We start from the raw sequence: 15,205 nt of genomic DNA, 5'->3' as shown, positions 1-15,205 counted from the left end.
ATTGTCAGTTATAAAAATAGAAAAAGCACTTAAGCTAGATAAAGTAATATTCGTAGATGTAAGAACAGAAGGGGAATATGAAGAGGACCATATATTGAATTCAATCAATATGCCTCTTTTTAAAAATAATGAGCATAATGAAGTTGGAACAATTTATAAAATGCAGGGAAAACATGAGGCAATACAAAAGGGTTTTGACTATGTATCGTATAAATTAAAAGATATATATTTAGAAGCAGCAGAGCTTTCAGCAAATTATGATAATATTGTCATATATTGTGCAAGAGGTGGGATGAGAAGTGGAAGTATAGTAAATTTATTATCATCATTAGGTGTAAATGTATATCAACTTGAAGGTGGATATAAGGCTTATAGAAATTTTGTTTTAGAGTATTTAAGGAATATAATGGATACAAAAAACTTTGTATCTGTTCATGGATTGACTGGAACAGGAAAGACTGATTTACTACATTTATTAGAAAGAAAAGGAATAGATGTATTGGATTTAGAGGGGATAGCTAGAAACAGTGGTTCTACTTTTGGTTTTATAACATTTGATAAAAAACCACCATCTCAAAAGAACTTTGAAACGAAATTATTTGAAAGTATATTTTTCTCAAAAGAGAATTATATATTTGTTGAGAGTGAAAGTAAACGAGTTGGAAGTGTTATAGTTCCAAATGAGATTTTTGAGGCAATGACACGAGAAGGTTATCACATATTGTTAAATTGTGATATTGAAAATAGAGTTAATAGACTTTGTAGAGATTACATTTATGATAAAGATGAAGATAATATATTGGTCTTAAAAGAATGTATAAATAAATTTAGAAAAAGATTGGGTCATAAAGTAGTAGATGATTATATTGATTTATTAGAATTAGGTAAATATAAAGAACTTGTAAGAAGGTATCTTTTAGAATACTATGACCCATTGTATATGCATTCAGTGGAGAAATATAAGTACAATAAGATTATAAATTTTAATGATACACAAAAGGCTTTGGAAGATGTTATAGATTTATATGAGAGCATATTGGAAGGAGATAGGAAATGTTAAAGATAGCATTAGAATCATTAGGATGCTCAAAAAATTTAGTGGATGCAGAAATAATGATGGGAATTTTAAATAAAAAAGGCTATAAATTAATTGGAGATTTTGAAGAAGCTGATGTAATTATAGTAAATACATGTGGTTTTATAGAGTCAGCTAAACAAGAATCTATTGATACAATAATAGACTTTGCAGAATTAAAACAAACTGGCAACTTAAAATTGTTGATAGTAACAGGGTGTCTAGCACAAAGATATTCTGAAGAATTAAAAGCTGAAATTCCTGAAATAGATGCTATAGTAGGTACAGGAAGTTATCAAAATATAGATGAAATACTAAAAGAGCTAAGTGAAAAACATCAAATTGTAAGTCTTGATGATATAGAATTTGTATTCAATGAAGATTTACCGAGATATGTATCTACACCTAGTTATATGGCATATTTAAAAATTGGAGAAGGATGCTCTAATAATTGTACTTACTGTATAATACCAAAATTAAGAGGTAAATATAGAAGTAGAAAATTTGAAGATATAATTAAAGAGGCTAATAAATTAGCTGAATCTGGAGTAAGAGAACTTGTAGTTATAGCACAAGATACTACAAAGTATGGTTTTGATTTATATGGAAAAGAAAGGCTATCAGAGCTTTTAGAAGAACTTGCAAAGATAGATGGATTTAAGTGGATAAGAGTTATGTATTCATATCCAGAATCTATAACAGAAGAATTGGTACAAGTTATAAAGAAATATGATAATATATGTAGTTACTTTGATATGCCAATACAACATGCAAGTAACAATATTTTAAAATTAATGAATAGAAAAACTACTAAAGAAGATATCTTAGATAAAATTAATCTTATAAGAAGCAATATACCAGATGCAATACTTAGAACTACGATAATAGTAGGATTTCCAGGTGAAACAGAAGATGATTTTAGACAACTTGTGGACTTTGTTAAAGAAGTTAAGTTTGATAGACTTGGTGCATTTGCATATTCAAGAGAAGAAGATACACCAGCAGATAGATTGCCAAATCATATAGATGAAGAAGTAAAAATACAGAGAAGAGATACTTTAATGATGATTCAACAAAAAATATCTGAAGAACTCAATGATAAAAAAATAGGAAAAACATATGAGGTGCTAATAGAAGAGCAGATAGAAGATAATGTGTATACGGGAAGAACACAAGGCGATGCAGAAGAAATTGACAGTATAGTATATGTGAAAAGCGTAGACAATCTTGAAGTAGGAGAATTTGTAAGTGTTCAAATAAATAATGCAATGGAATACGATTTAATGGGAGATGTTTTATATGAACTTGCCTAACAAATTAACTTTGTTTAGAATATTTTTAATACCAGTATTTGTTTTAATTATGTTACTCAATGTACCAAATAAGTTTTTAATAGCTTGTATTATTTTTATAATAGCTTCAATTACGGATGCTTTAGATGGAAAAATAGCTAGAAAATACAACTTAGTTACTGATTTTGGAAAGTTTATGGACCCATTAGCAGATAAGCTATTGGTTATTTCAGCACTTACATGTATGATAGAAGACCATCTTGTAAGTAGTTGGATGGTAATTATAATTGTAGCTAGAGAGCTTACAGTTAGCATATTAAGAGCTATAGCAGCGGCAGATGGGAAAGTAATTGCAGCTGGCAACAGTGGAAAACTTAAAACGATAACTCAAATGGTATCTATAGTGTTTTTATTGATAGGTGCTCAGTTTGAAAATGGATTAATATTAAACATAGGTGGAATTCTTATTCTTATAGCTACACTACTTACTTTATATTCTGGGTGGGAATACTTATATAAAAATAAAGAGCTTTTTATGTATTCTAAGTAAATAGTTATGCTTTAATAAATAAAAATTAATGATTAATAAATAAAAAATAACAACTTGAAATTTTAAAAAGATAAAAAAGGGTATACTATTATAGTATACCTCTTTTCATTTTAAGAATATTTTCTTTTGTGTATATAATTATTAATAATGGTTTATAAATAAAATGTAATGAATAAAAATATAATCATTAGTAGCGTTTTTAAATTGACTAGGTTTGATTTATGTTATATAATTAATATATAACAGGAGAACAAATGTTTGTAGATAAATGAAGGGATGGTATAGAGATGAGTGTAGATCAAGAAAAATTAAAAGCGTTGAATGAAGCTTTAGGTAAAATTGAAAAAGATTTTGGTAAAGGTTCAGTAATGAAATTGGGAGAAGCAACGTCTATGTCTATAGATGTTATATCAACAGGAGCAATTGGTTTAGATATAGCAATTGGTATAGGGGGGCTACCTAGAGGGAGAATAGTTGAAGTATATGGTCCAGAATCTTCTGGTAAGACTACTGTTGCGCTTAGTTGTGTAGCATCAGCTCAAAAAGAAGGAGGAATAGCTGCATTTATAGATGCAGAACATGCACTTGACCCAGTATACGCAAAAGCGTTGGGTGTGGATGTTGATAACCTAATAATATCTCAACCAGATACAGGTGAGCAAGCTTTAGAAATAGCAGAGGCATTAATAAGAAGTGGAGCGATAGATATAATAGTAATAGACTCAGTAGCAGCATTAGTTCCAAAAGCTGAAATAGATGGAGATATGGGTGATTCTCATGTAGGTTTACAAGCTAGACTTATGTCTCAAGCACTTAGAAAATTAACTGGTTCAATTAAAAAATCAAATTGTGTTGCTATATTTATAAACCAGTTAAGAGAGAAAGTAGGAATAATGTTTGGAAATCCAGAAACTACTACAGGAGGACGTGCACTAAAGTTTTATTCATCAGTTAGATTGGATGTTAGAAAAATAGATACAATAAAACAAGGTGATAAAGTTATAGGAAGTAGAACAAGAGTCAAAGTTGTTAAAAACAAAGTAGCACCACCATTTAAGCAAGCTGAATTTGATATAATGTATGGAGAGGGTATTTCAAAAATTGGAGACCTTTTAGATATAGCTGCTGATGTAGATATAGTTAAAAAATCAGGTTCATGGTATAGTTACAATGATACTAAACTTGGTCAAGGAAGAGAAAATGTAAAAAAATTCCTGGAAGATAATTTAGATTTAACTAATGAAATAGACGAGAAAGTAAGAGCATTTTACAATTTAAATGAAGAACGTGAAGAATCAGGTACTTCAGTAGCAAAAGAAATTGTAGAAGAATAAATAAAAATACAAAAAAATAACTAGTAATTAAAGACATGCCACGCTCCCTATTAGCTTGACACAATGTTGAAAAAATTATAAAATTAAGTGAGGATAAAATATCTAAATTTAATTTTAATTATTAGGAATATTTTTTAATCATAGTGATGACATTTTGGGATTATTAACGAAGGAGGTGGATGTCATAGATAGTGTAGTAATGATTGTAATAGGTGCAGCTGTTGGTATTATAGCTGGATATTTTGTTAGAAAAAATATATCTGAAGCAAAACTTGGACAAGCTGAAAACTTGGCCAAAGAAATAATAGATAAAGCACACCACGACTCAGAAACAGTACAAAAAGAAAAATTGCTAGAAGCTAAAGAAGAGATCCATAAGTGGAGAACAGAAGCTGAAAGAGAAAACAGAGAAAGAAGAACAGAAGTACAAAAGTATGAAAAAAGAGTAGTACAAAAAGAGGAAGTCTTAGATAGAAAATTACAAAATTTAGAATCTAAAGAAGTAAACCTAAGTGAAAAATTAAAGGTAGTTGAAAAGAAAGAAGAAGAAGTTGAAGTAATAAAAACGCAACAATTGGAAAAATTAGAAAGTATATCAGGAATTACTTCTGATAAGGCTAAAGAAATCATCTTAACAAATGCAGAGAGAGATGTAAGACGTGAAATGTCTATAATGATAAAAGAGATAGAAAGTCAAGCTAAAGAAGAAGCTGATAAGAAATCAAGAGAAATTATAGGATATGCAATTCAAAAATGTGCAGCAGATCACGTAGCCGAAACTACTGTCACAGTAGTAAGCTTACCTAATGATGAAATGAAAGGTAGAATAATAGGTAGGGAAGGTAGAAATATAAGGACTTTAGAAACCTTAACAGGTATAGACCTTATAATAGACGACACTCCAGAAGCCGTAATTTTATCAGGATTTGATCCAATAAGAAGAGAAATTGCAAGAATTGCTCTAGAAAAATTAATAGCAGATGGAAGAATACATCCAGCTAGAATTGAAGAAATGGTTGAAAAGGCAAGAAAAGAAGTTGACAATATTATAAAAGAATATGGTGAACAAGCTGCATTTGAAACTAGTGTACATGGAATTCATCCAGAATTAATAAGATTATTAGGTAGACTTAACTATAGAACTAGTTATGGACAAAATGTTCTTAAACACTCTATAGAAGTTGCTCATATAGCTGGTATAATGGCTGCTGAAATAGGAGCAGATATTAGATTGGCTAAAAGAGCAGGTTTATTACATGATATAGGTAAGGCTGTAGACCATGAAATGGAAGGTACACATGTTGAAATAGGTATGGATTTACTTAGACGTTATAAGGAATCTAAAGAAGTTATACATGCCATGAGTACTCATCATGGAGATTACGAACCTCAAACAGTAGAAGCTGTATTAGTTACAGCAGCAGATGCAATATCAGCTGCTAGACCTGGTGCTAGAAGAGAAACTTTAGAAGCATATATTAAGAGACTTGAAAAACTAGAGGAAATAGCTAATTCATATGAAGGTGTAGAGAAATCATTTGCTATACAAGCCGGTAGAGAAATAAGAATAATGGTAAAACCAGAAGCTATAAATGATGAAGAAATACACCTATTGGCTAGAGACATGACTAAGAAAATAGAGGATGAACTTGAGTATCCTGGACAAATAAAAGTAAGTATAATAAGAGAAACAAGAGCTATAGAATATGCGAAGTAAAAGAAATAATATCTAAATAATAAGAAAATATTTTTAGAAATTTAAATTTGCCACAAGATACGATAATATATCTTGTGGCTTTTAAATTGTTTAAATTTAATTTAACATAATATAGAAATAATCTAAGTGATAAAAGTGCTACTTACAAAAGATTAATAAAATAAAGACTTATATATGCATTATTTATATAATTATTCAAGTTTGTTTGATATAATGAAATTGTAAAATAATATATTACTGCTTGAAATGATTATATTTAAAGAGGGTGAAAATACGATGAAGCCAAAGTGAGGGTTAAAGAGAGGGCATACTATGGAAAAAAATACACTTTTACATACAAACGTTATTGTTTGTATTATTATTACTCTTGGTTTTATAGCTACTTCTGTAATTGGATACCAATCTAATACTAATATTTTTAAAAATGATATTGAACATGTATCTACATTAGCTGCTGAAGGTATTTATTATCAGATAGATAAACTCCTTTCAGAACCTATAAATGTATCTCTTACCATGGCAAATGATAGTTTGTTAAAAAACTTTTTAGATGGTGAGCAAGAACATATAAGTGATGAAGAATTTATTTATAAATTGCAAGATTATCTGAATGTATATAGAAATAAATACTCATATGATTCCGTTTTTTTAGTATCAAGCAAAACAAATAACTATTATCATTTTAATGGACTTGATAGAAATCTTAGTGATAATAATTCAGAGAATCAATGGTATTATAATTTCTTAAAGAATGATGATGAATACTCATTAAATGTTGATAATGATGAAGCAAGTAACAATAGTATTACAGTATTTGTAAATTGTAAGATAAAAGAGGATAATGGAGCAACTATGGGAATTATAGGCGTTGGACTAAAGGTGAATTCATTACAAACGTTGCTTAAAGAATATGATGATAAATTTGATGTTGTAGCACGCTTAATTGATGACAAAGGATTTGTACAATTAGCATCGAATAAAACTGGTCATGAAAATATAAATTTCTTTGAAAATTCTAGTGGTGACTTATCTGATTCAAAACAATTAATATTAGATAATAAAAAGGAACAAAAGAGTTTTTGGCATTCATCTAAAAAATCAAAAAGTTACGTTGTATGTCAGTATATACCTAGTTTAAAATGGCATCTTGTGCTAGAAAATGATTTGACTATAATGAGTAAGCAACTTCATATACAATTTTTTAAAGGAATTGCAGTCATAATTTTAATTATAATATTTGTGCTTTTTACAATTACGCGTGTACTTAAGAAGTATAAAAACCAAATAATGAAGCTTAGTGTTTCTCAGAAATTAGAATATCAAAAGTTGTTGAGTCAATCTACTGAAGAACTTTACGAGAATATTTTTGAAATTGATGTCACTAATAATAGAGCTGGTTGTGAAGATGAAAATAGATATTTTCATGAGTTTGGGTTAGGACTTAATACACCATATGATGAAGCATTACATATTATTGCTACAAAACAAATCAAAGAAGAGTATGCACAGGGTTATTTAGATACATTCCTTCCTGAAAATGTGCTTAAGTGTTATGATAGTGGAATCAATAATATAAGTTATGACTTTTTAATTAAGAATAGTGAAGAAAATTATCACTGGATGAGAATTAATGCACGAATTTTCTTTTGGACATCAGATGAATCTGTTCGTATGATATCTTATCGTGAAAATATAGATGAAGAAAAAAACAGAGAATTAGTACTTCTTGAACGTTCACAACGTGATTCTCTTACTGGTCTTTACAATAAAGGTGTGACGGAGGAATTTATTAGTTCATTTTTAAAAAATAAAAATAATCAAGACTTAGAACATGTTTTTTTAATATTCGATATTGATGATTTTAAAAATGTAAATGATAAATATGGTCATGCATTTGGAGATTTTGTCATAAGTGAATTTGCCTTAGAATTAAAATCTCAATTTCGTGAGGATGATATTATTGGGCGTATTGGAGGAGATGAGTTTGTAGTATTGATAAAAAACTTTAATAGTAATAACTATGTACTTGTGGAGAAATTAGAGCGTTTTTGTTCTAAAATTAATCAGAAAAAATTTACTGAACAAGCAGAGTTTTCTATTGCATGTAGTATTGGTGTAGCAATGTATCCTGAACATGGATATGTATATTCTGAGTTATATGAGAAAGCAGACCAAGCACTTTATTATGCAAAAAGCCATGGGAAAAATTCTTATCATGTATTTTCTGAGGATTCTATTGATAGTATGTCATTTCGTATAGACCCTAGAGATATAAAAGCATTGTTAGAAATGGCCACTGATGGTATTGTCAAATTTGCTTGTATGGAAAATTTGAAATTACTTTATTTTAACCAAAAGATGCTTGAATTTACTGGATATTCATCTCAAGCTGTTTCGTCTACAGAGTTTGATATTTTGTCGCCAGTATTACAAGATGACTTACAGATAGTACTTGATACATTGAGAGAAGCAATTCCTAAGAGAGAAACCTTTGAAGTGGTTTTTCGCTTCTGTCACACAGATGGACATATTTTCCCTGTAAGAATGCAAGGGAAGTTTGTAAATGAATTATATCAAAATCGTTATCCTATTTTTTATGCAATTTATACAGATATATCAAGTCTTAATTCTTTATCAGAAAATAAAAAGTGATAGTACAGTAAAATATAAAATTTAATATAACAGTATTAAGATATGAGAATTATAAATAAAACCTGCTAATAAAAATAGATTATTTTTAGCAGGTTTTTAAATTTTTAATAATAAATTTTCTTGCTTATATACAATAAGATTGATTATTTTAAAGGCTTTACAATAAAATTGCCGAAAAGCCACTTTCTTTAGATGTGGGGATGAAAGGCAAGGTCTTAATATAAATATCTATACTTATTGCAAATTTTTTAATAGTTTTGTATTTATTTGTGTTTATTTTGAATTTATTTACTAAATTTGCATATAAAAAGTATATATAAAAATATAGTTCAAAATGGTATAATTAAGTATAACAGAAGGAGGTAATGTAAGTGAGCCAATACATAAATATAAACTCTCAGTTAGACGCCCTAAAATTGAAGGAATTCGAGAAAATATTTTACGAGAATATCAATGAGGACGTTAAAGTAGTGCCAAAAGTTACTCCTTTTAAAGGAATAAATACTGATTTGTTGTATGTTAAAGATGGAAGAATTTTATTTATAAAATTTATGGATACAACAGAAGATATATATTTTATTTTGGAAGAAGAGTTACTTGAAGTTATGAATGAGGAATATGAACTTTTGAAACTAAAAATGGGACAAAAGAATAGAAATATAAGCTATAATTGCGTTTACATTATGCCATATGTTGAAGTTGAAGAAGCATATGAGTTTGGAAAATTTGTTAATAACAATATAATAGATAAAACTAAGCTTCAAGATATAATGAATAAAGGTTCTCTGGATGAATATCTTAGTGAGAAAAATGATGAAATAAACTTAAATTTATTTTTATTAGATATATGTTCAGAGTATTATATAATAAATGATAAACTTCATCTAAATGAGAAATTTAAAAAAATTTCCTTCTATAATGATGACTATAAGTATACAGCAACTATGATGGAAGAAGTTCAAATTAAAGATGCTATTTCTATTAAATATGGGAATACACTTATTGAAGGTGGTTCTGGTATAGGCAAAACAGCAATTATGCTTTCTAGAGCTATAAAACTAGCAAAAGTATATCCACATCATAAATTAATCATATTTACACATACAAAACAATTGTGTAATGAACTTAGAGAAAGAATAGAGTTATTATACAAAGATAATAACAATTTAGAAGTCCATACATTTAGTTCCTTTATATTTAAACTGGCTAAAAAGTTTAACTTAATTATAGACTATAACATGTTAAAAAATGATTATGAAAAAACATTTAATAATCTTGTGAAACAAGCACAGAACATTATAAAAAATAAAAATATGTTCAAGGCTATTTTTATCGATGAAGCAGAAAGCTTTTTAGAGTATGAAATAGATTTTATAAGAGAGTTTTTATATAAAACAAAGTTTATATTCAATATATGTTCTTGCAATTCCTTGAACATCTCTAATAGATTGAATATATTTAAGACCTTATATAATGGCATAGAATTTGATGATAAGATTAGTTTAAGTAAAAATTATAGACAAGCCAAAGAGATTGTAGATTTTACAAATAAATTTTCAAATAATTCTAACTCATATATCAATGAGTTAAGACCAAAGACAAAGTTTAATACTTTCTTTTATACTAAAGCACTTAGAGGTGGTAATAAGTATGTTGATATAATAAAGGTAAGTGATCTTGATGACCAAATAAGTTCTGTGATATGGGAAATTGAGTACTTAATAAGTAAAAAAGGTCTTTATTATTCTGAAGTTGCTATAGTCTATCCTTATAATAAGAAAAAATTAAAAAGTGGAAAAACTATTTATTTCCAATATATGCTGAAAAAGGCATTAGAAGAAGCAAAAATTCCTTATATATGTGCAGAAGATAACTTGACAAATATAAGTAAGAAGGTAGGAACTACAATAGCAAATATATATGCAATAAAGAATTTAGAATATAAAGCAGTAATAGTATGTGAATTAGAAATGTTATATAATCAAACTATAAATGATACAGAGCAAGATTATCAGGTAAATGATTTTGTGGGAGATTTAAATAAGGTATATTTAGCTATGAGTAGAGCAACAGATTATTTAAGTATAGTAACAACTTTTAATGAAGAAGCAAGCGATATAATAAGACTTATCACAGAATCAAAAGATTCTTAGTAAAAGAATATTTTTTTAATTTAAGAAAATTAAAAGAGACTGAGATTTGTAAAATAAACTTTACTAATTCAGTCTCTTATTTTTCTATTCTACTTTTCCAATATTATCGAGAGGTAATAATCTTACCATAACTTTACCAAGAATTTCATCCTCATCAACCATACCTACATCAGGGAATCTACTATCATTGCTATTTTCCCTATTATCTCCCATTGCAAATAGCTTTCCCTTTGGAACAACTGTATCTATATCTCCAGAAGTATAATTGTTGTGTATATATGGTTCACTTAATAATTTTCCATTTACATATACTTTAGAATTGGATATTTTTATACTATCACCTTCAGTAGCTATAACTCTTTTTATTAAGTCTTTTTTCTTTCCTGTATCTCCATCAACTAAATTGGTTTTAAAAACGACAATATCGCCTTTCTCAGGTTTGCCAATCTTGTATGAAATCTTATTTAAAATTAGATAGTCTTTATCGTCTAAAGTGGGATACATTGATTCTCCACTGACAATAGAAGGTCTTATAAATTGTAGGATTACAAATGCAAGTACAATAGCCATAGCTATTGATTTAATCCAATCAAATATTTCTTTTTTAACACTCATAACTTTTCTCCTTATCATTTGTCATTAAATTAAAGTACATTAGAATAGAAAGAAATAAGCAAGGACAACTATACCCAAGACTATTCTATAATAACCAAACACTTTGAAGTCGTGTTTTTTGATATAGTCCATAAAAAATTTAATAACTATAATTGAAACAATAAAAGCTACTACAGAACCAACTCCTAAAATAAGCCACTCAAAGCCAGTAAATCCAAATCCAGCTTTTAGAAGTTTTAATGCACTAGCTCCAAGCATTGTAGGGATAGCCAAGAAGAATGAGAATTCTGCTGCTACATATCTAGAAGTACCAAGTAATACTGCACCTATTATAGTTGAACCAGACCTAGATGTACCTGGTATAAGAGCTAGACATTGGAATAATCCTATACAAAGAGCTAATTTATATGTAACTTGAGAAAAATCTTTATACTTAGGTCTTTTATTTCTCTTTTCAAGCCCTATCATTATTATACCATATACAATAAGAGCAATAGCAACTACTGTTGAATTAAAGAATACTCTGTCTATGTCATCTTCAAACAGTATTCCAATAACTCCAGATGGTATAACTGCGATTATAACCTTAAGCCATAAACGAACTGTTTCTTTTTTCTGTTTAATATTTTTTGAACTATCAAAAGGGTTTAACTTTCTAAAAAATATAACAAGTACAGCTAATATTGAACCAAATTGAATTACAACCAAAAATGTACTTATAAATGTATCTGAAAAATTCAATTTTATAAACTCATTAATTAATATCATATGCCCTGTACTACTTACTGGTAGCCATTCTGTGATTCCCTGAACTATGCCTAAAATGACTGCCTTAAAAACTTCAAGCAAACTAAATGTTTCCAAACTAAAATACCTCCAATACAAATTTATAGTAGCATATTCTATGCAGATATTAACAAAAAAATGCCACCTTTTACTAACTTATAATACCACAGTACTGTGTAGTGCACAATGGAAGATTGATATTTTCATAAAACCTTCATAATTTAACAAAATAAAGTTATAAGCTATCTATTGAATAAGGGGTATATTTGAAGGGGAAATATATGGTATAGTAAAAGTATAACCATTTTATTTTATGAAAAGGAAAGGAGTTATTATGTATAGTACAAAAATACTAGATGATTATGAGTACGAAACCTTTAATGTTTTTTCTACAAAATTAAACCCAAACACAAAACATGATTATTTATCAAAGGTTATGTTATTTAAAGAGTTCTTAAAAGGGAAAGAATTGATTTATGCGACAAAAGAAGATTGTAAAAATTTTGTAGACTATATACAGACTAAATATGCGAAATCAACTTGCGAAAAGATATATAGTTATTTACATAGTTTTTATAATTTCTTAAAAAAAGAAGGGTACATAGATATAAATCCATTTAGATATGTAGAAAAACCAACAGTAACAAGAATAAAAACAAAAGATGATGTCCTAAGTATACAAGAAATAAATAAACTTATAGGTATTTTACCAAAATTAAATATAAGAGATAGAGTAATAATAGTCTGTCTTGTTACTACTGGGTGTTTATTAAATGAATTAGTTAGTTTAAAGTGGAAAGACCTTATGGTAGATGAAAACGATAACTCTTACGTAAGATTAGGTAAGGGAAGAAAAGAGAGAGTAGTTAAATTACATCCATACTTTTTTAAACTTTTAGAAGACTACAGGAATTATTCTGGACTTCCAGAGGTAATAATACCTAGTGATGACTTTATTTTTACAACTCAAAAAAGTAATTCTATAACAGATAGAAATGTCAGACTTATAGTTAAAAAAGCGTTAGATTTAGCAGGGCTTTCTCAATATTCAGCAAGAGACTTTAGACATTCATTTGCGGCAATAAGCTTAAGACTTGGGGCGGATGAGAGTGATGTAAAAAATCAACTTGGTTGGAGTGATAAATACTATGCAATTAGATATAAGTATGTATTAAATTTTGTTGATAGCGAAATAGTGGACTATTTAATTGAAAAAGATAATTTAGATATAAATAAAAAATATTAATAAATAAAAAACACTATACATAAATATGAACAAAAAATAAAAAAGTCTTGTTATAGTTCGTAAAATTATATATAATTATTTATGTACTAATGTGTACACAGTAATCACACGACAAAAGATTTAAGGAAGGTGCTAATATAATGATAGATAATAAATATACTACTTACTCAAATCCACTTACAGACAGATATTGTAGCAAGGATATGAGTTATATATTTTCTCCACAATTTAAATTTTCTACATGGAGAAGATTATGGGTTGCTCTTGCAGAAGGTGAGCATGAGTTAGGAATAAATATAACTGAAGAACAATTAGACGAGCTAAAAGCTAATATAGATAATATAAATTTTGATGAAGCTAGAAAAATAGAAAAAGAAGTAAGACATGATGTAATGTCTCATGTAAAAGCTTATGGTCTACAATGTGAAAAAGCCAAAGGAATAATACATCTAGGAGCAACCTCTGCATATGTTGGAGACAATACAGATGTTATACAAATGAATGAAGCTTTAAAACTTCTGAGAGTAAAGCTTGTAAATTTAATAAACAATTTAAAGGAATTTGCACTTAAGTATAAGGATATGCCAGCTCTTGGATTTACACATTTTCAAGCTGCACAACTTACAACAGTAGGGAAAAGAGCTTGTTTATGGGCTCAAGATTTAATCCTTGATTTGGAAGATTTGAACTATAGAATAGACAATATGAAGTTAAGAGGAGTTAAAGGTACTACTGGTACTCAAGCAAGCTTTTTAAGCTTATTTGAAGGAGACCACGAAAAAGTAAAAGAGTTAGATAAGAAAATTTGCAAAAAGATGGGATATAATTCTTCTTATGCAGTAAGTGGTCAAACATATACTAGAAAGTTAGATTATCAAGTGATAAGTATATTATCAGGAATAGCTCAAAGTATGCATAAAATGACTAATGATATAAGACTTTTACAAAGTTTAAAAGAATTGGAAGAGCCATTTGAAAAAAATCAAATAGGTTCATCAGCAATGGCTTATAAGAGAAATCCTATGAGAAGTGAGAGAATAGCATCTTTATCTAAGTATATAATTTCTGAATCGATAAGCCCTGCAATGATACAAGCTACTCAATGGTTAGAGAGAACATTAGATGACTCAGCTAATAAAAGATTGGCAATACCTCAAGCTTTTATGGCAGCAGATGCTATACTTGAAATAGGTATAAATGTAACTGATGGTTTAGTAGTATATGAAAATATGATAAATAAACGTGTAAATGAAGAACTTCCTTTTATGGCTACAGAAACAATACTTATGGAAGCTGTAAAAAGAGGTGGAGATAGACAGGAATTACATGAAATAATAAGAGAGTATTCTATGAAAGCTGCTTATAGAGTAAAGCATGAAGGTAAAGATAATAACTTAATTGAGCTTATAATGAATGATGATTCATTTAAAATGAGCAAAGAAGAAATATTATCTATAATGGACCCAAAAAACTTTATAGGTAGAGCTCCAGAACAAGTTGTAGAGTTTGTAAATGAAGTTGTAGAACCTGCTATAAAAGATTATAAAGAAGATTTAGGAAAAGTAGATGTGGATTTAAGAGTATAAAATTCTACAGATAAAATATAATTAAAAACGGCTATCTTATTTATATAAATAAGATAGCCATTTTAATGGGCTAGCGTCTGCTCTTCACCGCTGTGAAGAGTTCTTCCTTACTTACTATACCATGAATTCAATAAAATAGCTATATAAATAGTATTTAATATGGATAATATAAATAAAAATAAGAAAAATGATAAGATTA

General features: G+C 28.2%; 11 protein-coding genes. 9 read left to right on the top strand and 2 right to left on the bottom strand.

The genetic code is table 11. From position 1 onward, the window contains the following. Position 1: 1 nt before the first annotated feature. The 7 genes from mnmH to KGF42_RS02245 all read left to right on the top strand — a co-directional run bounded on the left by mnmH (position 2) and on the right by KGF42_RS02245 (position 10,773). The gene (gene mnmH / locus KGF42_RS02275) at positions 2-1,060 is read left to right on the top strand and encodes a tRNA 2-selenouridine(34) synthase MnmH (protein WP_227821480.1); all 1,059 of its coding nucleotides are present in this window, start codon (positions 2-4) and stop codon (positions 1,058-1,060) included. Further along, positions 1,054-2,388 (top strand): 30S ribosomal protein S12 methylthiotransferase RimO, encoded by a 1,335-nt coding sequence (gene rimO, locus KGF42_RS02270; RefSeq protein WP_227821479.1) that lies wholly within the window; start codon positions 1,054-1,056, stop codon positions 2,386-2,388. Before mnmH ends, rimO begins: the two co-directional genes overlap by 7 nt. Then, positions 2,375-2,917 (top strand): CDP-diacylglycerol--glycerol-3-phosphate 3-phosphatidyltransferase, encoded by a 543-nt coding sequence (gene pgsA / locus KGF42_RS02265; protein WP_227825640.1) that lies wholly within the window; start codon positions 2,375-2,377, stop codon positions 2,915-2,917. Before rimO ends, pgsA begins: the two co-directional genes overlap by 14 nt. Before the next feature lie 287 nt (positions 2,918-3,204). Next, entirely contained in the window at positions 3,205-4,251 is a 1,047-nt protein-coding gene (gene recA, locus KGF42_RS02260; RefSeq protein ID WP_054273319.1) for a recombinase RecA, read from the top strand. Positions 4,252-4,426: 175 nt separating this feature from the next. Then, the gene (gene rny, locus KGF42_RS02255; RefSeq protein WP_227825652.1) at positions 4,427-5,968 is read left to right on the top strand and encodes a ribonuclease Y; all 1,542 of its coding nucleotides are present in this window, start codon (positions 4,427-4,429) and stop codon (positions 5,966-5,968) included. 312 nt (positions 5,969-6,280) lie between these two features. Beyond that, positions 6,281-8,620: a diguanylate cyclase gene (locus KGF42_RS02250; RefSeq protein ID WP_227823078.1), complete on the top strand. Its 2,340-nt coding sequence runs from the start codon at positions 6,281-6,283 to the stop codon at positions 8,618-8,620. A 371-nt stretch (positions 8,621-8,991) separates the two neighbouring features. Then, positions 8,992-10,773, top strand: coding sequence for a UvrD-helicase domain-containing protein (locus KGF42_RS02245; RefSeq protein WP_227825639.1), 1,782 nt, complete (start codon positions 8,992-8,994; stop codon positions 10,771-10,773). Positions 10,774-10,857: 84 nt separating this feature from the next. Here the strand turns inward: KGF42_RS02245 and lepB are convergent, their stop codons facing one another. Further along, a complete protein-coding gene (lepB, locus tag KGF42_RS02240) occupies positions 10,858-11,388 on the bottom strand; it encodes a signal peptidase I (protein WP_227823076.1) in 531 nt (176 codons plus the stop codon). A 39-nt stretch (positions 11,389-11,427) separates the two neighbouring features. Further along, the gene (locus KGF42_RS02235; RefSeq protein WP_227823075.1) at positions 11,428-12,252 is read right to left on the bottom strand and encodes an undecaprenyl-diphosphate phosphatase; all 825 of its coding nucleotides are present in this window, start codon (positions 12,250-12,252) and stop codon (positions 11,428-11,430) included. 256 nt (positions 12,253-12,508) lie between these two features. Between KGF42_RS02235 and KGF42_RS02230 the strand changes: the two genes are divergently transcribed. Both KGF42_RS02230 and purB read left to right on the top strand, forming a co-directional pair. Beyond that, on the top strand, positions 12,509-13,420 hold the full coding sequence (locus KGF42_RS02230) for a tyrosine-type recombinase/integrase (protein ID WP_054273323.1): 912 nt from the start codon (positions 12,509-12,511) through the stop codon (positions 13,418-13,420). 140 nt (positions 13,421-13,560) lie between these two features. Beyond that, on the top strand, positions 13,561-15,006 hold the full coding sequence (gene purB / locus KGF42_RS02225) for an adenylosuccinate lyase (RefSeq protein WP_227823074.1): 1,446 nt from the start codon (positions 13,561-13,563) through the stop codon (positions 15,004-15,006). Positions 15,007-15,205 lie beyond the last annotated feature (199 nt).

It is taken from the genome of Clostridioides sp. ZZV15-6383, assembly GCF_020657735.1.
Classification (GTDB): domain Bacteria; phylum Bacillota; class Clostridia; order Peptostreptococcales; family Peptostreptococcaceae; genus Clostridioides; species Clostridioides difficile_D.
Note: the sequence above shows the minus strand (reverse complement) of the source record. Positions and strands in the feature narration are given on the sequence as shown.

Excerpts from the sequence above, each read along its gene's own strand:
- rimO (WP_227821479.1), top strand. The coding sequence starts at position 1,054 with ATGTTAAAGATAGCATTAGAATCATTAGGATGCTCAAAAAATTTAGTG.
- lepB (WP_227823076.1), bottom strand. The coding sequence starts at position 11,388 with ATGAGTGTTAAAAAAGAAATATTTGATTGGATTAAATCAATAGCTATG.
- purB (WP_227823074.1), top strand. The coding sequence starts at position 13,561 with ATGATAGATAATAAATATACTACTTACTCAAATCCACTTACAGACAGA.
- KGF42_RS02250 (WP_227823078.1), top strand. The coding sequence starts at position 6,281 with ATGGAAAAAAATACACTTTTACATACAAACGTTATTGTTTGTATTATT.
- KGF42_RS02230 (WP_054273323.1), top strand. The coding sequence starts at position 12,509 with ATGTATAGTACAAAAATACTAGATGATTATGAGTACGAAACCTTTAAT.
- recA (WP_054273319.1), top strand. The coding sequence starts at position 3,205 with ATGAGTGTAGATCAAGAAAAATTAAAAGCGTTGAATGAAGCTTTAGGT.
- pgsA (WP_227825640.1), top strand. The coding sequence starts at position 2,375 with ATGAACTTGCCTAACAAATTAACTTTGTTTAGAATATTTTTAATACCA.